Origin of the sequence: Promicromonospora sp. NPDC090134, from assembly GCF_044746965.1 — a bacterium.
Lineage (GTDB): Bacteria > Actinomycetota > Actinomycetes > Actinomycetales > Cellulomonadaceae > Promicromonospora.
Genome location: NZ_JBIVCZ010000001.1, coordinates 498,113 through 516,817 on the forward strand (window position 1 = coordinate 498,113; position 18,705 = coordinate 516,817).

Genomic DNA, 18,705 nt, shown 5'->3' on the forward strand with positions numbered 1-18,705 from the left:
GATCCACCCTCACTTGATCCACGAGGCGAGCTCGAGCGCCCAGTAGGTGAGGATGACGTCGGCACCGGCGCGTTTGATGCTCGTCACCGACTCCAGGACGGCTCGGTCCCGGTCGATCCAGCCGTTCGCCCCGGCCGCCTCGATCATCGCGTACTCGCCCGAGACCTGGTACGCGGCCACGGGCACGTCGCTGCGGTCCGCGACGGCACGCAGCACGTCGAGGTACGACCCGGCCGGCTTCACCATCACGAGGTCGGCGCCCTCGGCGAGGTCCAGGTCGGCCTCGCGCAGGCCTTCGCGACCGTTCGCGGGGTCCATCTGGTAGGTCTTGCGGTCGCCCTGGAGCTCCGAGTCCACGGCCTCGCGGAACGGGCCGTAGTACGCGCTCGCGTACTTGGCGCTGTAGGCCAGGATGCTCGTGTCGGCGAAGCCGGCGTCGTCGAGCGCGTCCCGGATCATCGCGACCTGGCCGTCCATCATGCCGGACGGCGAGATCACGTCCGCCCCGGCCTTGGCCTGCGCCACCGCCATGGAGGCGTAGCGGATCAGGGTCGCGTCGTTGTCCACAGCCCCTGTGGACGTGAGCACGCCGCAGTGCCCGTGGTCGGTGAACTCGTCGAGGCAGGTGTCGGCCATGAGCACCGGCGTGGGCGCGCCGGGGGCGAGGCCCTCGTCCAGCGCCGCTCGAGAGGCCCGCAGGGCGCGCTGCAGGATCCCGTCCGGGGCGTCCGCCTGCGAGCCGTTCGCGTCCTTCACCGTGGGGATGCCGAACAGCATGACGCCGCCCAGGCCCGCGTCCCGGGCGGCCCGCACGGCCTCGACCAGGGACTCCTCGGTGTGTTGCACCTGCCCGGGCATGCTCGCCAGCGGCGCCGGCTCGGTCAGGCCCTCCTTGACGAAGAGCGGCAGCACCAGGTCGGCGGGGTGCAAGCGGGTCTCTGCGACCAGACGGCGCATACCCGGCGTGGCACGCAGACGGCGCGGCCGGTACACGATCCCGGAGGAGCTCACGATGTCCTTCTCTCTCGTTGTGGTGTCAGACGCACGGGTCACCAGGTTCTGACGAGGGCTTCGGTCACGGCGTCGGCCAGGGCCGCGTCCGTGGGGGTGGCGGCCACGGCGAGCACCCGGTGCCCGACGGCTCGTGCCGTGCCGGCCGACGGCTCCCCGATCGCGACCACCCGCTGCGGGCCCAGCTGGGCCGCGACCTGGCGGGCGGCCGAGCCCGAGGTGACCACGACCACGTCGTACGGGCCGGGCAGCTCCGCGGGCAGCTCGCGCGCGACCGTCCGGTAGGCCGTCACCATATCGACGGCCCAGCCCTTGGCGACGAGGCCGGCCCGGAGCGTGTCGGACGCGAGGTCGCCGAGCGGGAGCAGGACGCGCGGTGCGGGGGCGGCGTCGGACGCTGCGGGGAACGCGTCGGCGAGCCCGGCCCCGGTCGCGGTCCGCGGCACCAGATCAGCGGCGAGGCCGTACGCGGCCAGCGCCCGTTCGGTCGCCGGGCCGACGGCGGCCCACCGCACCGATGCGGCGTGGACCGACCGTGACCCGGCGGAGGTGGTGTCTTCCCCCGGCGCGGCCGCACCGTCAGCGTCCGCGAGGTTGGCAGCGGCGTCCGTCGCCGGGCCGAGCAGGGCGTCCACGGCGTTCACGCTCGTGATCGCCACCCAGACGTACGCGCCGTCGAGGAGGCGCTCGCGGGCGGCGTCGAGCTCGGCCGGGTCCTCGACCGGCGCCCGCTCGATCACCGGGGCCGCGACCGGGTCCAGCCCGCGCTCGCGGAGCAGGGCGAGGAGCCCGGCGGCGCGCTCCGGGGCGCGCGCGACCAGCACGGCGGGCTGCCCGGCAGCCGGTCCCGGGGAGCCGGAGGGTCCGGCGGACCCGGCCGCTCCCGAGGGAGCGACCGCAGGGGGGACCGGCTCGGTCACGCCTTCTCCGGGACGGTCGCACTCAGCGGTGCGAGCCGCTCGGCGCCGTCGGCCAGCAGGTTCTCGGCGACGGCGACGCCCAGCGTGCGGGCGGCGGCGTCGAGCGCCTCGGGCGCGACGTCCTGGGACAGCGACGCCTCCCCGCCGCGCGACATCTGCTCGGAGCCGTCGACGGCGGCCACGACGGACCGCAGGCGCAGCACCGCACCGGACACCGTCGCGTGCGCACCGACGGGCGCCGCGCAGCCGGCCTCCAGCCGGGCCAGCACGGAGCGCTCGGCGAGCACCGCGAGGCGGGTCGGCCGGTGGTCGAGCAGGTGGATCGCCTCGGCGAGGTCGGGCGCGGGGGCCCGGCCCGTGGCGGGGTCGGACACGATGTCGGCGGTGCGCACCTCCACGGCGAGCGCACCCTGTCCGGGGGCGGGGGCCACGACGTCGACGTCGAGCACCTCGCTGATCACGTCGGTGCGTCCCAGGCGCGACAGCCCGGCGTAGGCGAGCACGACGGCGTCGAGGTCGGCGTCGGGCCCGAGCGCGCGGTCGAGCCGCGTGCCCACGTTGCCGCGGATGTCGACGACGTCCAGGTCGGGCCGGGCCGCGCGGATCTGGGCGGCCCGCCGCGGCGAGCCGGTGCCCACGCGTCCCCCGTGCGGGAGCGTCGCGAGGGTGAGGCCGTCTCGCGCGCACAGGGCGTCGCGCGGGTCCTCGCGCTCGGGCGTCACGAAGGTGAGGCCGGGTTCGGGGGTGGTCGGCAGGTCCTTGAGGGAGTGGACCGCGACGTCGCAGCGGCCGTCCAGCAGCGCCTCGCGCAGAGCGGTCACGAAGACGCCGGTGCCGCCGAGGCTTGCCAGGCTCCCCGTCTTCACGTCGCCCTCGGTCTTGATGTGCACCAGCTCGACGGGCCTGCCGGTCAGCTCCTCCAGGCGCCTGGCCACCAGACCGCTCTGGGTCGTGGCGAGGGCGCTCGCGCGAGTCCCGAGACGGATCGGCGTGGCGTCGCCCGAGGTGCTTTCAGGGGTGCTGACGGACAGGGGGGTCGGGGTCACCAACCCAGTCTCCACCCGAACCCCCGCCGGGAGGAAACCAGAAGGTGCCCGATGGGCGGATTTCACAGGGTTGGTGGCGTGCTGTCAGAACCTTGTGCCGGAACGCGGTGTCCGGTGCGTTCCTCAAGCCCCTTCGCCCAGCCGCTCCGCCGTTCGCCCCGCGTGCGCGACGATCGCCGCCAGGCCCGTGCCGGCGATCCAGCCGCCCGTGGCGTCGAGGCCGGGCTCGGCCAGCACCGCCCCCTCGTACTCGCGGACGGCGGCCCGGTAGGCCGGCGTCGGCGGGGGCAGTGCGCCGTCCCAGCGCTGGTGCAGCACCTCGCGCACCCGGTCGGTCAGGCCCACCCCCAGCAGCGCCGACGCGTCGCGGGCGGCCTCCTCGGCGGTGGGCTGCGGCGTCGGCTCGCCCATCCGGCCGTAGCTGAGGCGCACCACGTGCACCCCCGGTCCGGCGGCGGCACGCACCCGGCGCGCGAGCCACGGCCACTTGGCCGTCGCGTGGGTCAGCGCCTTGGCCCGCACGCCGCCCACCGCCGTGTCGGGGGCCACGAGCATCCCCGAGCCGCGCGGGGCGGTGTCCAGCTCGGGCGCGTCCACGAGCAGCGCCGCCAGCCGGATGTCCGCGCCACGCTCGGGGCTCGCGGGCGGTACCAGCCCGGCGGAGCCGAACCCGGTGCGGGTCGCCAGCACCACGCGGGGCGTGCGCAGCACGCGGCCGTCGGCGGTGCGCACGAGCCAGGCGGCGTCGTCGTCCGCTCGCTCCACGCCCGCGACCCGCGTGCCGAACCGGACGTCCAGGCGGTCCACCAGCGCGTCCACCAGGGCGTGGACGCCGCCGTCGATCCCGCGTACCGCGGACCCGGGGGGCGCCGCGGCCCGCAGCGACGCCACGGCCCGCGACAGGGACCCGGTCCGCGCGTACGCGTCCAGCAGCCCGGGCGCGACGGCGGCGACGTCGAGCCGGTCGAGCGGCGCCGAGTGCACGCCGGCGGCGACCGGGGTGACGAGCCGGTCCGCCACCCGGGAGCCGAGCCGCGACCGCGCGAGGGTGCCGAGGTCGGTCGGGTCGACGAGCCGCGCGGGCAGCACCCGGTCCAGCGAGCCGCGCACCACGCCCGGCCAGCCGATCGCGCGCCGCACGTCGGCGGCCCACGGCCGCGAGGGGATGCCCAGCACGCCGGCCGCCGGCAGCGGGAACGCCCTCCCGGCGGCATAACCCCAGGCGGAGAGCCCGGCGGGTGCCTCGACGCTCAGCCCGAGCTCGGCCACGAGGCGTTCGACGGCCCCGCCCCGCACCGCGAACGACTCCGCCCCGAGGTCCAGCGGCACGTCCGGCAGCGACGCGAACGACCCGCCGCGGATCGGCCCGCCGGCTCGCTCGCCGGCCTCCAGCACGACGACGCGCAGCCCGCGCCCCGCGAGCGTGTGCGCGGCGACGAGCCCGCCGATCCCGGCGCCGACGACGACGGCGTCGGCCCCCGCCGCACCGGACCGACCGGCCGAGCCGGTCACAACGAGTGGACCAGCTCGACCACGCGGGTCAGCACCGTCGGGTCCGTCTCCGGGGGAACGCCGTGGCCCAGGTTGACCACGTGGCCGGGCGCCTTGAGGCCGCGGGACACGACGTCACGCACGTGCGCCTCCAGCACCGGCCACGGCGCGGCCAGCAGTGCGGGGTCGATGTTCCCCTGCAGGGGCACGCCGGGCAGCAGCGCGGCGGCCTCGTCGAGGGGCGTCCGGTAGTCGACGCCGACGGCGTGGTCCGTCAGTCCGGCGTCGACCAGGACCGTGCGCATCGCGGGCAGCAGGTGCCCGGTGCCGGTACCGAAGTGGATGGCCGGCACGCCGGCGTCCGCCACGTAGGACAGCGCGCGGGTCGACGACGCGGCGACGTGCGCCGTGTAGTCCGCGAGCGAGAGCGACCCGGCCCAGGAGTCGAAGAGCTGCACGGCGCTGGCGCCCGCCTCGACCTGGGCCCGCAGGAACGCCCCGGTGAGGTCGGCGGTCCACGTCACGAGCGCGTCCCACGTGGCGGGGTCGGCGTGCATCAGGGTGCGCGCGGCGAGGTGGTCGCGCGACGGCCGGCCCTCGACCAGGTAGGCCGCGAGCGTGAACGGCGCGCCGCCGAAGCCCAGGAGCGGCGTCGACCCGAGCTCGGCGACGGTCAGCGCGACGGCCTCCCGGATCGGCTCGAGGGCCGCGTCGTCGAGGCTGCGCGAGGTGAGCCGGGCGACGTCGTCGGCCGTGCGGTACGGCTGGTCCATGACCGGTCCGACCCCGGCCTGGATGTCCACGCCGACGCCGGCCAGCTTGAGCGGCACCACGATGTCGGAGAAGAAGACGGCGGCGTCCACGCCGTGCCGGCGCACGGGCTGGAGTGTGATCTCGGCCGCGAGGTCGGGCCGCAGGCAGGCCTCCAGCATGCCGGTGCCCTGGCGGACCTCGCGGTACTCGGGCAGGGAGCGGCCCGCCTGCCGCATGAACCAGACGGGCGTGCGACCAGGACGTTCACCCCGGAGCGCCCGGACAAGGGGAGCGGCGGTGGTCCGCCCGTCGGCGAGCGGGTGAGCAGGGCTGATCGTGGTGGACTTCACGCTTCACGATTCTGCCCTGCCCGGCCACGGTGCATAAAGTTGGAGCACTGTGGTTCTCCTCTCCCTCACCGCCAGCCACCGCGAGCTCGATCTCGACGCGCTGGAGCGCCTGTCCACGGGTTCGTCGTCAGTGGGTCGTGTCGTCGTGGGTACGTGCGGCCCCGTCGCCGGTGCCGTGGTCATCTCCACGTGCAACCGCTTCGAGCTCTATCTCGACGTCGACGCGCCGCTGAGCGGCGACAGCGTGCGGCACGCGACGCGCCACGTGGCCGAGCTCGTGGCCCACGCGTCGGGCGTGACCGGCGACGTCGCTGCCCGCAGCTTCACCGTCCGCACCGGGCCGGAGGTCACGGAGCACCTGTTCGCCGTGGCGTCGGGGCTGGACGCGATGGTCGTGGGCGAGCGCGAGATCGCCGGCCAGGTGAAGCGCTCGCTGGCGATCGCCCGCGAGCAGGAGACCACGTCCAAGACCCTGGAGCTCCTGTTCCAGACGGCGTCGCGCACCTCCAAGCGGGTCGGCACGGACACGGAGCTCGGCGCCGCGGGCCGGTCCGTCGTCGCGCTCGCCCTCGACCTCGCCGAGAGCGAGCTGCCGCCGTGGGACGGCGCGCGCGCCGTGCTGATCGGCACCGGCTCGTACGCGGGCGCCTCGGTCGCGGCCCTGCGGGCCCGCGGCTGCGAGGACATCTCCGTCTACTCGCAGTCCGGCCGCGCCGAGGCCTTCGCGGAGTCGCACGGCGTGCGGCCGGTCGACTCGCTCGTCCAGGCCCTCGCCGACGCCGACATCGTGGTGAGCTGCAGCGGCGCCCGGGGCCGGGCGCTCGCGGCGCGGGCCGACGGAGATCTGGCCGGCACCGACCAGGCCGGCACCGACCAGGCCGGCACCGACGAGGCCGGCACCGACGAGGTGGCGCTCGGCGACATGGTCGCCGGGAACTTCGGCGGCCAGACCACGCTCCCGCGCGGCCTGTCGGGCGAGGCCGGCCCCGAGGCGAGCCTCGGCCACGTGCTCGACGCCGCCGCGGTGGTGCGTGCCCGGGAGCGCGCCGCGGACCGGGCCGGCGACGAGCCGGAGCCCCGCCCCCTGGTGATCCTGGACCTCGCCCTGCACCGCGACGTGGACCCGCGGGTCGCCGACGTCGAGGGCGTGCTGCTCTACGACCTCGCCACGCTGAAGGCGCACGCCCCCGCGGTCGCGCACGACGTCGTCGCGCAGGCGCAGGGGATCGTGGACACCGCGGCCCGGCGCTTCGAGGAGACGCGGCTGGGCCGGGAGGCCGACGCCGCGGTGGTCGCGCTGCTCGACGAGGCCGAGGTCCGGGTCGTGGCCGAGGTCGACGCCGCCGTCGCGCGGCTGACCGGCGAGCTCGCCCTGCGCGGCGAGCCGGCCCCCGAGGAGTCCGACGTCGATGTGATCGCCCGCGACGTGCGCAAGCGGGTGCACGCCGAGCTGCACGACAAGATCGTCGCCGTCCGGGCCCGGGCCACCGCCGAGGCGCGGGCCGCGGAGTCCGCACTGGTCCAGGGCGCCGTGGCCCTGACGATGACGGCGTCCACCCAGCGGGACGCCGACCACCGCTCCAGCCGATAACCAGTCCGCGCGCCGATAACCAACCGGCGGCGATTGTCCGGATATGCCGGGCGGACTGGCATCCAGGGTCCAATTCGTCCATCGTTACCGAATCGTGATCAGGGTGATTTTATTCACCCGGGGGTGCGGGCTAAGTTCGGTGGCTCAAGGACCGAACGCGCATTTGCGCATCGAGATGCTGGAGCACCTTTTGAAGCACGCAGCACACAAGAAGAAGACCGCATCGGCGGGCGCGCGGACCATCGCGACCGTCGCCATCGCAACCGCGGCCACGAGCATGGCTGCGCCGGCCATGGCCGCCGAGGCCTCGCCGCTGGACTCCCTCGGGGACCTCGGCACCACCGCCGAGGGCCTCAAGTCGGCGGTCCCCGCCCTCTCGTCGACCTCGATCGACCTCAGCGAGCTGACCGGCTCGCTCCCCGCGACCGACGTGGTCACGGACGTGGCGAAGAAGGCTGAGCTGCCCGCCTCCATCGCCCCCACCACGGCCCTCGCGCCGAACTACGAGCCGGCGCAGTACGTCTCGGGCGCCCTCCAGGGTGCCGCGCCCCAGGTCGTCTCCGAGGTCGTCGGCGGCGTGACCGGCGGCTCGGCCGTGTCCGGCGTGACCGGCACCGCCAAGGCGGCGCTGGCCAACGTGCTCGGCGGCGGGGCCCTGGGCACCGCGACCGGCGTCGTCTCCGGCGTGACCGGCGGCGTGCTGCAGGGTGACGTCGTCAACGGCGTGGCCGGCGGGGTCGTCAACAACGTGGCCGGCGGTGCCGTGTCCGGCGTGACCGGCGGCGTGCTGCAGGGTGACGTCGTGAACGGCGTCGCCGGTGGCGTGCTGCAGGGCGACGTCGTGAACGGCGCCACGGGCACCGTGACGGGCGTCGCGACCGGCGCCGTCGAGGGCGTGCCGGCCACCGTGGCCGACGTGATCCGCAACGTGCCGAACGTCCTGGGCGGCGTGACCGCTCCGGTCGCCGGCCTTACGGCCAACCTGCCGGGCGTGCTCGGTGGCGTGGGCGGCGTCGTGAACAGCGTCGTCTCGAACGTGCCGGGTGTGGTCGCCTCCGTTCCGGGCCTCGTTGCCAAGGTCACCACCCCGGCCGCCGGTGCGGTCGAGACGGTCGTGGGCGACGTCGCCGTGGACGGCGTCGTCAAGCCGGTCGCCACGGGCGTGGTGCCGGGTGCCGTGGGCGCCGTGCAGAACGGCGTGGTCCCGGGCGTGACCTCGACCGTCGGCAACGTGACCGGCTCGGTCGTGCCGGGTGCCGTCGGCACCGTGACCGGCGACGTCGTGCCGGGCGTCGTGGACGGCGTGGCCAAGCCCGTCGTCGGTGACGTGGTGCTCGGCGGTGTCGTCGGCAACGTCGTCAAGGGCGACGTGGTGAGCGGCGTCGTCACGCCGGTCGTGAAGGACACCGTCGTCGACGGCGTCGCGAAGCCGCTGGTGCAGGACGTCGTCGTCGAGGGTGTTGCCAAGCCCGTCGTGAAGGACGTCGTCGTGGACGGCGTGGCCAAGCCCGTCGTGAAGACCGTGACCGGCACGGTCGAGGGCGTCGCCGGCGGCGCCGTCAAGGACACCGTCGGTGGCGTGACCGGCGCCGTGGACGGCCTCACCGGCGGTGCCGTGAGCGGCCTCACCGGCGGTCTGCTGGGAGGTCTTTCCTGAGCTGAATTCCCCGGGAGGACCCCAGCCTCTTCGGTCTTGACGTAGCGGGGTGGAGCGCCATTGGTGCTCCACCCCGTTTGCGTTCTCCGGCGCTTTCAGAAGGTTCCATTCCTGTGTCCGTTGTTATCGAATCGTTACCATCGCTTCAGGTTTTTCCGGTCTACCCCTTTTTCCGGCTATTACCGATCAGGTAGCGTCGTGGCGTCCCGGGTTCCGGGCCGTTGTAGCCGACCATGCTGGAGCAGCTCTCATGAAGCACGCCGCCGTCAAGCCTTCGTCCGTCGCCAGGTCCGCGGCCGCCCGCGTCGTGGCGACGATCGCGCTCGCCACCGCGGCGACCGCCGTCGCCAGCCCGGCGATGGCGCACGAGGGCCACGGGCACGACGGGCCGGACGGGCACTCCGCGGGCTACGACCGCGGGAACGACCGTGGGCACGACCGCGGCCGCGAGGCCCAGGCCCCGCGCTCGTACCAGCCGGCCAGCTACGCGGAGCCCGACTACGACGTGGCGCAGTACGGCGGCTCGAAGGACGGCCGGTCCGAGGACGGCAGCTGCGGCCGCGGCGCGACGACCCAGGGCAACCAGCGCGACTGGACCGACGAGGACCGGGACAAGGTCCGCGAGGCCGTCCGGGAGTACGTGGAGGAGGCCAACGAGGCCGCCGCCGAGGCGCGGCCGCAGGTCGTCACCGAGGTCGAGCAGACCACCACGCCCGCCGAGAAGCCCGCGGCCGCCGAGGCCGAGGCCCCCGCGAAGGTCGTCGCCCCCGTGCAGGTCGAGGCGTCGGAGCCGCCGGTGGCCGTCCAGGCGCCGGGTCAGCAGTGGGAGGGCCCGACCGAGGCCGACACCGCCGGGGCCGAGCTCACCGCCTACGTGCCGAGCGAGGACACCGCCGTCACGACCGAGCAGCAGTCCGGCTCGCTCACCGAGGCCACGCTGGACGCTCCCGTCCGGCTCGCCACGACCGGCGCCGAGGCCACCGCCCTGACGTCGGCCGCCGGCGCCCTGGTCCTCGGCGGTGCCGCCTCGCTCCTGGTCGCCCGCCGCAGCCGCATCCGCGCCTGACCGGACGCCCACGCCCGGTCGGCGAGCCCGCCCCTAGCCGGGGAAGGGCCGCCAGCCCGGCGCGTCCGTGCCCCACGGGTGCGCGGGGTACGGGTAGTCGGCGTACCCCGGAAGCACCGGCCGTGCGGTCGTGACACCCGCGTGCGTCACGGTCCCGCTGCGCTCCGTCCCCGTGCCGGACCCCGTCGCGGCGGCCGGGTGCGCCGGGTCGCGTCCCGGCAGGTCCAGCAGCCAGACCGCGGTGCGCGCGAGCGACACCGCGACGTCGCGGCCGAGGCCGTCGTCGCGCCGGAGCGTGAGGGCGTCCACGACGCCCGCCGCGAGCAGGTACCCCGAGGCGTGGTCGAGCGCCTGGGCGGGCAGCGCGCCCGGCGTCCCGTCGCGGCCCTCCAGCAGCGCGATGCCGCCGGCCGCCTGCACGATCGAGTCGAAGCCGCGGCGGTCGGCCCACGGGCCCGCGTCGCCCCAGGCGGACACCCGCCCGGTCACCGTGCCGGGCGGCACCCGGAGGCCGAACGCCTCGATCGCGCCGGGCCGGTAGCCGGTCACGAGCACGTCGGCGGCGTCGAGCAGGTCCTGGGCCGTGCGGCGGTCGCGGGCGTCCCGGAGGTCCAGGACGGCGCTGCGCTTGCCCTGCCCCGTGTCGAGGTGCTGCCACTCGATCTCGGCGGGTTCCGGCGGGTCCACCCGCAGCACGTCCGCGCCCAGCAGCGCGAGCGTGCGCGTGGCGACCGGTCCTGCGATGACCCGGGTCAGGTCGAGCACCCGGACGCCGGCCAGCGGCGCCCCGCCCGCCGGGCGGGTTCCCGCTCCGGTCGCGGGTCCGCGCACCCGGGTCCGCACCAGCGGGCCCGACGCCGCGGCGCGCCCCGGCGCGGACTCCCGCCACTCCTGCTCGGTCCGGACGCGCGCGACGATCGCGCCTGCCTCGGCGGCCCGGTCCTCCAGGTCCTGTGCCGAGAGCTCGGTGAGCCGCTCGGCGAAGGCGGGCCGGCCGACGTCGTCGGGCAGCCCGGCGAGCGCCGTCAGGCGGGAGCGGTGGTGCGGGTAGTTCGCGTGCGTGCGGACCCAGCCGTCGGCCGTGGCGAAGAAGCCGGAGAGCGGGGCGAAGCCCTGCACCGGCTGCCCGTCGAGCGCGAGGACGCGGTCGGACGCGAAGCCGACGGCGACCCGGGCGGGGTCGGTGCGGGCCGGGTCGAGGACTGCGGGGTCGAGGAGCGCGGAGTCGACGGGGGCCGCCCGCCGGCCCGCACGGGCGGCCGCGCGCTGCACGGCGCGGACGGCGTCCAGCGCGAGATCGAGCACGGGCAGGTGCGCGGCGAGCCAGGGTTCCACGGTTCCATCATGGTCCCGTCCGACGGACTGCCCCGAAACATCACCGGCCGGACAGATCTGCGACCATGCGCGCGGATACACTCGCCGCATGGCCAAGAACCCCTCCTCCGACTTCGTGCTCCGGCCCTTCGAAGGTCTCCCCGGGGAGACCGACTGGGTGGCGATGCGCGAGATCGTCCCGTCGGCGACCGCGACCGCCCGCACCACCGCCGAGTACGGCTCCCGCGACGTCACGGTGGTGACGCTCCTGCCCGGTGCCTGGACCGCGCTGCACCGGGCCGACGGCACGCTCCTGCTCGCCGTGCAGGGCATCGTCGGCTCGGGCGACGTGAGCCGCGACCTCGCCGCCGCCCTGCTGGAGGCGATGGAGCTGGAGCCGGGTACGGCCGTGGAGTCGGGTGAGCTGCCGGGCGAGGGCCCGCGGCTGCAGGACGTGCTTGACCTGAGCGTGCCGTTCGAGGTCACCGTGCACGACACGTTCGACTACTGGCTCGACCCGAGCGCCGACGTGACGCCGGAGCTCAAGCAGAACCTGGAGGACGCGGCCGACGGCGCGATCCCCACCGTCAAGGTCACCTCGGTCGAGTCCGCCTACTGGTGCAGCATGTCGCGCGAGTTCCTCCGCTGGGCACGCCCCGAGCCGGAGGACGACGTCATCGACGCGATCTCCCGCCTGCACGCAAAGCGCGAGTCAGGGCTCGCGGGTGGAAGGTTCGTGGGAGCGTTTCGTGCGTCGGGCCTGGTCGTCCCGGTCTGGGAGCTGCCGAAGGGTACCGAGGCCGCGGACCTGGAGGGTCCCGTGGCCGAGCTCGGCGAGAAGCTCGCGAAAGCACTTTCCATCAAGGAGCCGCTTGATGCGAACGAGCGACGCGCAAGAGCAGGTATCGTCTCTCGCCAGGTCACCCTGCGCTAGTCCGGACGCCCCGGCCGGTCGCGCGCGAGCGGCCCGGAACGCTACGGCAGTCACCGAGGATCGCCACGAGCGGCCCAGGTTTCGGCAACTAGCGGACCAAGGGAGTAGGATTCCAGGGGTAAACCTTTGCACTCACCAAGCAAAGGGCTATCCGAACACTCACCACGGCAAATCGACGCTTCAGGCAGGACAGGTGTGAACGCTCTCCCGGTCGCGAAGACCACGCGTCCCGGCAATGCACAGGCAGGCAAGAACGTCCAGCGGGTGGCGGCCATCATTCCCGCCAAGGACGAGGCCGAGCGCATTGCCGCCACCGTGCGCTCTGCGCGTGCGATCCCCCATGTCGACCTCGTGCTCGTGGTCGACGACGGCTCCGAGGACGACACGCAGCACGTGGCGCGCGCCGCGGGCGCCGTCGTCGTGCGTCACTCCCACAACCGCGGCAAGGCCGCCGCGATGGAGACTGGCGCTGCGGTGGTGGCGATGCGCGACGCCGACGGGCGCCCCCCGCGTCTCCTCATGTTCATCGACGGTGACCTCGGCGACACCGCCGTGAACACCGCACCCCTCGTGCGCCCGGTCCGGGAGGGCGTCGCCGACCTCGCGATCGCGCTGCTGCCCAAGCAGGCCGGCGCCGGTGGCCGGGGTGTCGTCGTCGGCGCGTCCCGCCGGGCCATCGAGGCCATGACGGGGTGGAGCCCGTCGCAGCCGCTGTCCGGCATGCGGTGCCTCACCCGCGAGGCGTTCGAGGCGGCCACGCCGCTCGCCCGCGGCTGGGGCGTCGAGACCGGCATGACCATCGACCTGCTGCGCAAGGGGTACGTCGCCGTCGAGGTGCCGTGCGACCTCAAGCACCGGGCCTCCGCCAACGACCTCAAGGGCCAGATCCACCGGGCGGCCCAGTACCGCGACGTCCTGCTGGCCGTGAACGCGCGCAAGATGCGCGGCGCGGTGGACGCCGTGCGGCACGCGGGGTCGAACGTCCGCAGCTGATCGACCCTCAGGCCCGCCCCGTACCCTGACCTCATGGAGTGGCAGGTCTGGCTTGGCATCATCGCGATCGTCATCGGGGTACTGGCACTCGCCATCGCCGTCGGCGCATGGTCGCAGCAGGCCTGGATGCGTCGTCGGGAGGGCCGGCGCGCGGTGCCGCAGAGCGTGCAGGCGGCCCGGCAGATAGCGGTGGTCGTGAACCCGTCCAAGGTGCACGCGAGCGGCCTGCCCGCCCGGGTGCGGGCGCACTGCGCGGCGAACGGGCTCCCGGAGCCGCTCTGGTACGAGACCACGATCGACGACCCCGGCAAGGGGCAGGCCCGGCAGGCGCTGGACGACGGCGCGGACATCGTGATCGCGGCCGGCGGCGACGGCACGGTGCGCGCCGTCGCCGAGACCATGGTCGACTCGGACAAGCCGATGGGCGTGCTGCCGGTGGGCACGGGCAACCTCCTGGCGCGCAACCTCGAGCTGCCGCTGACCAACATGGACGAGGCGCTCGACGTCATCCTGGCCGGGCGCACGCGGGCCATCGACGTCGGCTGGCTGCGGGTCATGGAGTTCGCGGACACCCCGCGCAACGACGAGCACCCCAACCAGCCCGACCACGAGCCCGACACGGACCGCGAGCACATCTTCCTGGTCATCGCCGGCCTGGGCTTCGACGCCGCGATGGTCGCCACCGCCGACTCCGACCTGAAGAAGAAGGTGGGCTGGGTGGCCTACTTCGTGGCGGGGCTGTCCCACATGCAGGCCCGGCGGATGCGCGCCACCCTGCAGCTCGACGACGACCCGCCGGTGGACGCGCGTGCCCGTTCGATCATGGTCGGCAACTGCGGCATGCTGCCGGGCGGCGTCACCCTGCTGCCCGACGCCGTGCTCGACGACGGGGTGCTCGACGTGGCCGCCGTCGACGTGCGCGGCGGGGTGCTCGGCTGGGCCCAGCTCACCCTCGAGATCGCCATGCAGGGGGTGGGGGTCCGGAACGAGCTGCCGGAGAAGCTCGGCCGCATCGACCACACCAAGGCCCGCCGGGCGCGCATCCGCGTGCCCGCGGGCGAGGAGGCACAGGTCGACGGGGATCCCCTCGGCCGGGCCGTCGAGGTCGACGTGCGCGTCCAGCCGGGCGCGCTCCTGGTCCGGGCCCCGTGACGGCCGCGGCCATCTACCCTGGGCGGGTGAATCCCCGCTCCACCCGGACACTGACCGTGCCCGCGGCCCTCGTCATGCTCGTCGCGGCCCTGCTGGGCCTGATCGGCCCGACGACCGCGTCGGCGGCCCCGCGATCCGTGCCCGCGGCCGTGGCGACGCCCGCGCCCGGGGCCGGGACCACGACCGCCGCGGACGGCGGTTCCGGCGAGGCCGCGGAGCCCGCACCCGCCGCGCCCGTGGTGGTGGTCGGCGTGGCCGGGCTGCGGTGGACGGACGTCTCCCGGAGCACCACCCCGACCCTGTGGCACATGATCGGCGGCGGCTCCGTCGCGTCGATCAACGTGCGGACCGCGGCGCCCGCGACTTGCCCGCTGGACGCGTGGCTCACGCTCTCGGCGGGCAGCCGGACGGTCTCGGCCGGCAGCGCCGAGCGCGCCGACCAGCCGGACCCCGAGGGCCAGGACGGAGAGGAGCGCGAGGCACGCGGGGCGACGTCGTGCACGCCGGTGCCCGAGCCCGCGACGGGTGCCGCGCAGGGCTCCGGCGACGCGGAGCCGACGCGTGCCACGGTGGACGACTGGGCGCAGCTCCCCGAGAAGGACGAGGACGAGGAGGAGGTCGCCGGGACCGCCGAGCGCGAGAAGGCACCCGCCCCCGGCCTCCTCGGCGAGATGCTGGACGAGGCGGACGCGTGCTCGACGGCGGTCGGGCCGGGCGCCGCCGTCATGCTCGCCCGCGCGGACGGGACCGTGGGCCGGTACGTCCCCTCGCTGGACGCCTTGACCTCGGACGGCGCCGAGGGCTCCGCGAGCACCTTCGGTGCACGTGGCCAGGCCTGGGACGACGCCCTCACGGAGTGCCCCGTCACCGTCGTCGACGCCGGCAGCCTGCCCGAGGGGCCGGAGCGGGCCCAGGCACTGGAGACGCTGGACGGCACGCTCAGCAGCCTGACCCGGAGCCTGCCCGCCGGCACGCGCGTGCTCGTGGCGGGCGTCGCGGACACGCCGCTCACCCAGCAGGGCCTCCAGGTCGTCGTGGACTGGGTGGTGGACGTCCCCCGGGTGCGCTGGCTGACGTCGGACGCGTCGCGGAGCACCGGGTTCGTGCAGCTCACCGACCTCACGGCCACCGCCGCCGAGGCCGCCGGCGCTCTCCCGGACCCCGAGGCCGAGGAGCCCGGGCAGGACCAGGCGCTCGAGGAGCCCTCGATCGACGGCTCGCCGATCGAGGTGGGCGAGCCGCGGCGGACCACGGTCGCCCGCACGGTCGAGAACCGGCAGTACATCAACGTCCTGGCCGACACGATCCCCGCGCAGGTGCCCGCCTTCGCCGGCGTGATCGTCCTGTTCCTGCTGATCGCCGTACTGGTCCTGGTGCTGCCGCGGCGCGCCGCGCGTCCGCGGCGGGAGCCCGGGCCGTACCGGCAGCGGCTGGCCCTGAGCGCCGCGCTGCTCGCGGTGTCGGCGCCGGCCGCGGCGAGCCTGGCGACGCTCTCCCGGTGGTGGGTGTGGCCCGCGCCGGAGTTCGGCCTGGCCCTGTCGCTGACGGTGGCCGCGGTCGCCGTCGCGCTCGGTATCCGGGGCGTCTCGCGGCTCCTCCCTGCGGCTCCGTGGCGCAACGCGGTCGCGGCGGCGGGCCTCACCTGGCTGGTCTTCACGATCGACGGGGTCACGGGGTTCACGCTGCTGCAGGCCTCGCTCCTGGGTCCGTCGCTCGCCACCGCGGACCGCTTCTACGGGTTCTCGGACGTGGCCTTCGTGATCTACGCGGTGGCCGGGCTGGTCCTGGCGAGTGGGCTCGCGGCCTACGCGGCGCGCCGCCGCACGGCGACGAGCGCCGGCTCGGTGCTCGGCGACGGCGCCCGCACCCGCGAGACGCAGCGGCCCACCCGGCCGGTGTGGCTCGGGGTGGCGGCCGTGACCGCCGTCGCGCTCGTGACCGTCGCCGTGGACGCCGCGCCGTACTTCGGGGACCGCCTGCGCGGGCTCACGCTGTTCGTGCCGTTCGCCCTGGTCGCGCTGCTCGCGGCGCGTCCGGACCTGGTGACCCGGTTCCTCGGCGCCCGCGGCTGGCTGCCGTCCGGCCGACACACCGAGCCGGTCCGCCGCGTGCCGTCGGCCGTGCTGGGCCTGTCCGGCGCGCTGCTGCTCAGCCTGCTCTTCGCGGCGGCCGTGCTGCCCGTGCCCGGCGCCGAGGCCGCCGGCGAGGAGTCGGGCTCGCTGAGCAGTGCGGAGCCGGTGGTGCCGCCCGGCGAGAACGTGGTCGTGATCGGCACGCAGGGCCTGCGCTGGACCGACGTCCAGCCGTCCCTCGACACCGGTACGGCCCCCGCGCCCACCCTCTACGGCATGCTCACCGACGGCGCGGACGCCGCGGGCCTGACCCTGCCCAACGGGCGCGCGGCGCGGTGCCCGGACAGCGGGTGGCTCAGCCTGTCGGCCGGGCGCCTGGCGGAGGTCGCCGACGAGCGCGACGCCGACCGGCACTGGATCTGCGACGAGATCACCGTGACACCGCAGGCGGATGGCGGAGCGGGCGAGGACGGCGCGGACGTCGCCGGCGAGGACACCACGGACGCCGCCGCGGCCGGTGCCGGGACCGCGGAGGGCGACCGTCCCGCCGTCGTCGACCAGTGGGACCGGCTGACCGCGCTGCAGCGCGGCTCCGGCTACGCCGCCCACCCCGGCACATTCGGGAACGCCCTCGCCGACGAGTGCACGACGGCCGTCGGGCCGGGTGCGGCGGTCGCCCTCGCCGAGGGGGACGGCAGCGTCGGGCGGTACTTCGACCTCGACGCGGCGCTGGCCGCGGACTCGGGTGCCTGGGACTGCCCCGTCACGTTCGTGGACGCGGGCTCCGCGCTGCTGGACGTCGCCGAGCGGGCGGACCTGGAGGAGCAGCCCGACGGCGCCGAGCAGGTCGAGGCGATCCGCGCCGACCTCGTCGCCGCCGTCGACCTCACGGTGTGGCGCGTGCTGGACGCCGCTCCCGCGGACGCGACCGTGCTCGTGATCGACGTGGCCACCACGCCGGAGCACGCGCTCGAGCTGGGGCCGGCGCTGGTGCGCCCGTCGGCGAACTACGACGGGCTGCCGCGCTACCTGGCCAGCACGGCGACCCGCACCGAGGGGGTGGCGCGGCTGATGGACGTCCCGGCGGCGGTGCTCGACGCCGTCGGCGTGGACCTGCCCGCCGACATCGACCCGACGCCGCTGCTGCGGGCCGGGGAGCGACCCGCCTCGGCCTGGCTCACCGCCGACGAGCTCGCGGACATGACGGCGCGCGACCACGTGCGCCGGGACGCGTACATCTGGCTCGTCGACGTGCCGTTCTGGCTGGGCCTCGCCCTGGCGGCGGCCTGCTGGTGGGTGCCGCGGCGGGTCGCGTTCGTGCCGGGCGGGCTGCGGCGCGCCGCCGTCGTCGCCGCCACGGCGCTGACCGCGCTCCCGGCGGGCGGGTTCCTCGTCTCCCTCACCGGCTGGTGGCGGTTCGACCTGCCTGTCCTCGCGATCGTGGGCGCCACCCTGCTCGTGACGGCGGCCGTGACCGGCCTGAGCCTGCTTGCCCCACGGCGACCCCTCTGGGCGGCCCCCGCCGTCGTCGCGGGCATCACGTTCGTCGCGCTCACGGTGGACGCCCTGTTCGGCACGCCGCTGAACCGGGCGGCGCCGCTCGGCTCCGCCCCGACGTTCGGCGCGCGGTTCTACGGCTTCGGCAACCCGACGTTCTCGGTGTACGCCGTGGCGGCGATCGTGCTCGCCGCCGCGCTGGCGCAGCTCCTCGTGTCGCGCGGCAGACGGGTCCTGGCCACCCTGGCCGTCAGCGTCGTGGGCGTGATCGCGATGGCGGTCGACGTCTGGCCCACCCTCGGGGCGGATCTCGGCGGCGGCCTGGTGCTCGTCCCGGCGTTCGTGGTGGTCGCCACCGCCGCGTCCGGGCTGCGCCTCACCCTCTGGCGGTTCACCTGGGTCGCGGCGGCCGGCGTCGGCGTGGTGGCCCTCGTGGGCGTCCTGGACTGGCTGCGCCCGCCCGAGTCGCGCTCGCACCTCGGCCGGTTCGTCGGCCAGGTGGTCGACGGCGAGGCGGTCTCCACCGTGCTGCGCAAGGCGCTCTACGCGCTGAACTCGATCACGGGCGGGCCGGCGGTCTGGGCCACCGTGGTGATCCTGGTGCTGGTCGGCCTCGCGCTCTTCGGCCCGGCGAAGTGGCGGGACCGCCTGACGCCCGCCTGGTTCACGCGCGCGGAGCGGAGCTGGGAGTTCCTGCGCCCGGCGCTGGTCGCGATGTGGGTCATGGCGGTCCTGGGCTCGCTGGTCAACGACTTCGGGCTGCGGATCGCGATGATCGCTCTCATCCCCGCCGTGCCGCTGCTCACGATGGTCGCGCTGCGGACGAATTCAGAGCGACAGCCCCGTTAGGCTCGTCCC

At 75.5% G+C, this 18,705-nt stretch carries 13 protein-coding genes; 7 read left to right on the forward strand and 6 right to left on the reverse strand.

Features of this window, described 5'->3' with window-relative positions; translation table 11 throughout:
• Positions 1–9 precede the first annotated feature (9 nt).
• The 5 genes from hemB to hemE form a co-directional block, all read right to left on the reverse strand.
• Complete coding sequence (hemB, locus tag ACIPN7_RS02205) at positions 10–957, reverse strand: porphobilinogen synthase (protein ID WP_400539134.1); 948 nt, start codon at positions 955–957, stop codon at positions 10–12.
• Between the two features lie 92 nt (positions 958–1,049).
• Positions 1,050–1,931, reverse strand: a complete 882-nt coding sequence (locus ACIPN7_RS02210) for a uroporphyrinogen-III synthase (RefSeq protein WP_400537542.1) — start codon at positions 1,929–1,931, stop codon at positions 1,050–1,052.
• Positions 1,928–2,977, reverse strand: coding sequence for a hydroxymethylbilane synthase (gene hemC, locus ACIPN7_RS02215; protein WP_400537544.1), 1,050 nt, complete (start codon positions 2,975–2,977; stop codon positions 1,928–1,930). The genes ACIPN7_RS02210 and hemC overlap by 4 nt, the downstream gene beginning before the upstream one ends.
• Positions 2,978–3,100: 123 nt before the next feature.
• The gene (locus tag ACIPN7_RS02220; protein WP_400537546.1) at positions 3,101–4,489 is read right to left on the reverse strand and encodes a protoporphyrinogen/coproporphyrinogen oxidase; all 1,389 of its coding nucleotides are present in this window, start codon (positions 4,487–4,489) and stop codon (positions 3,101–3,103) included.
• On the reverse strand, positions 4,486–5,571 hold the full coding sequence (gene hemE, locus ACIPN7_RS02225; RefSeq protein ID WP_400537548.1) for a uroporphyrinogen decarboxylase: 1,086 nt from the start codon (positions 5,569–5,571) through the stop codon (positions 4,486–4,488). The genes ACIPN7_RS02220 and hemE overlap by 4 nt, the downstream gene beginning before the upstream one ends.
• Positions 5,572–5,620: 49 nt before the next feature.
• On the opposite strand from hemE, the gene ACIPN7_RS02230 reads away from it, so the two are divergent.
• From ACIPN7_RS02230 to ACIPN7_RS02240, 3 genes are all read left to right on the forward strand, one after another.
• Positions 5,621–7,162 (forward strand): glutamyl-tRNA reductase, encoded by a 1,542-nt coding sequence (locus tag ACIPN7_RS02230; RefSeq protein WP_400537550.1) that lies wholly within the window; start codon positions 5,621–5,623, stop codon positions 7,160–7,162.
• 190 nt (positions 7,163–7,352) lie between these two features.
• The gene (locus ACIPN7_RS02235; protein WP_400537552.1) at positions 7,353–8,819 is read left to right on the forward strand and encodes a hypothetical protein; all 1,467 of its coding nucleotides are present in this window, start codon (positions 7,353–7,355) and stop codon (positions 8,817–8,819) included.
• 250 nt (positions 8,820–9,069) lie between these two features.
• Positions 9,070–9,885 carry an LPXTG cell wall anchor domain-containing protein gene (locus ACIPN7_RS02240; protein WP_400537554.1) on the forward strand — a complete coding sequence of 272 codons (816 nt, stop codon included), beginning with the start codon at positions 9,070–9,072 and terminating at the stop codon, positions 9,883–9,885.
• Between the two features lie 33 nt (positions 9,886–9,918).
• Here the strand turns inward: ACIPN7_RS02240 and ACIPN7_RS02245 are convergent, their stop codons facing one another.
• On the reverse strand, positions 9,919–11,220 hold the full coding sequence (locus tag ACIPN7_RS02245; RefSeq protein WP_400537556.1) for a CoA transferase: 1,302 nt from the start codon (positions 11,218–11,220) through the stop codon (positions 9,919–9,921).
• 88 nt (positions 11,221–11,308) lie between these two features.
• Here ACIPN7_RS02245 and ACIPN7_RS02250 point away from each other — a divergent pair, with 88 nt between their 5' ends.
• The 4 genes from ACIPN7_RS02250 to ACIPN7_RS02265 all read left to right on the forward strand — a co-directional run bounded on the left by ACIPN7_RS02250 (position 11,309) and on the right by ACIPN7_RS02265 (position 18,696).
• A complete protein-coding gene (locus tag ACIPN7_RS02250; protein WP_400537558.1) occupies positions 11,309–12,133 on the forward strand; it encodes a DUF5926 family protein in 825 nt (274 codons plus the stop codon).
• 195 nt (positions 12,134–12,328) lie between these two features.
• Complete coding sequence (locus tag ACIPN7_RS02255; protein WP_142032120.1) at positions 12,329–13,126, forward strand: glycosyltransferase; 798 nt, start codon at positions 12,329–12,331, stop codon at positions 13,124–13,126.
• A gap of 33 nt (positions 13,127–13,159) precedes the next feature.
• The gene (locus ACIPN7_RS02260) at positions 13,160–14,278 is read left to right on the forward strand and encodes a diacylglycerol/lipid kinase family protein (RefSeq protein WP_400537560.1); all 1,119 of its coding nucleotides are present in this window, start codon (positions 13,160–13,162) and stop codon (positions 14,276–14,278) included.
• 26 nt (positions 14,279–14,304) lie between these two features.
• Positions 14,305–18,696, forward strand: coding sequence for a hypothetical protein (locus tag ACIPN7_RS02265; protein ID WP_400537562.1), 4,392 nt, complete (start codon positions 14,305–14,307; stop codon positions 18,694–18,696).
• The last annotated feature ends 9 nt before the right edge of the window (positions 18,697–18,705 follow it).

Excerpts from the sequence above, each read along its gene's own strand:
- ACIPN7_RS02250 (WP_400537558.1), top strand. The coding sequence starts at position 11,309 with ATGGCCAAGAACCCCTCCTCCGACTTCGTGCTCCGGCCCTTCGAAGGT.
- ACIPN7_RS02260 (WP_400537560.1), top strand. The coding sequence starts at position 13,160 with ATGGAGTGGCAGGTCTGGCTTGGCATCATCGCGATCGTCATCGGGGTA.
- ACIPN7_RS02240 (WP_400537554.1), top strand. The coding sequence starts at position 9,070 with ATGAAGCACGCCGCCGTCAAGCCTTCGTCCGTCGCCAGGTCCGCGGCC.
- hemB (WP_400539134.1), bottom strand. The coding sequence starts at position 957 with ATGCGCCGTCTGGTCGCAGAGACCCGCTTGCACCCCGCCGACCTGGTG.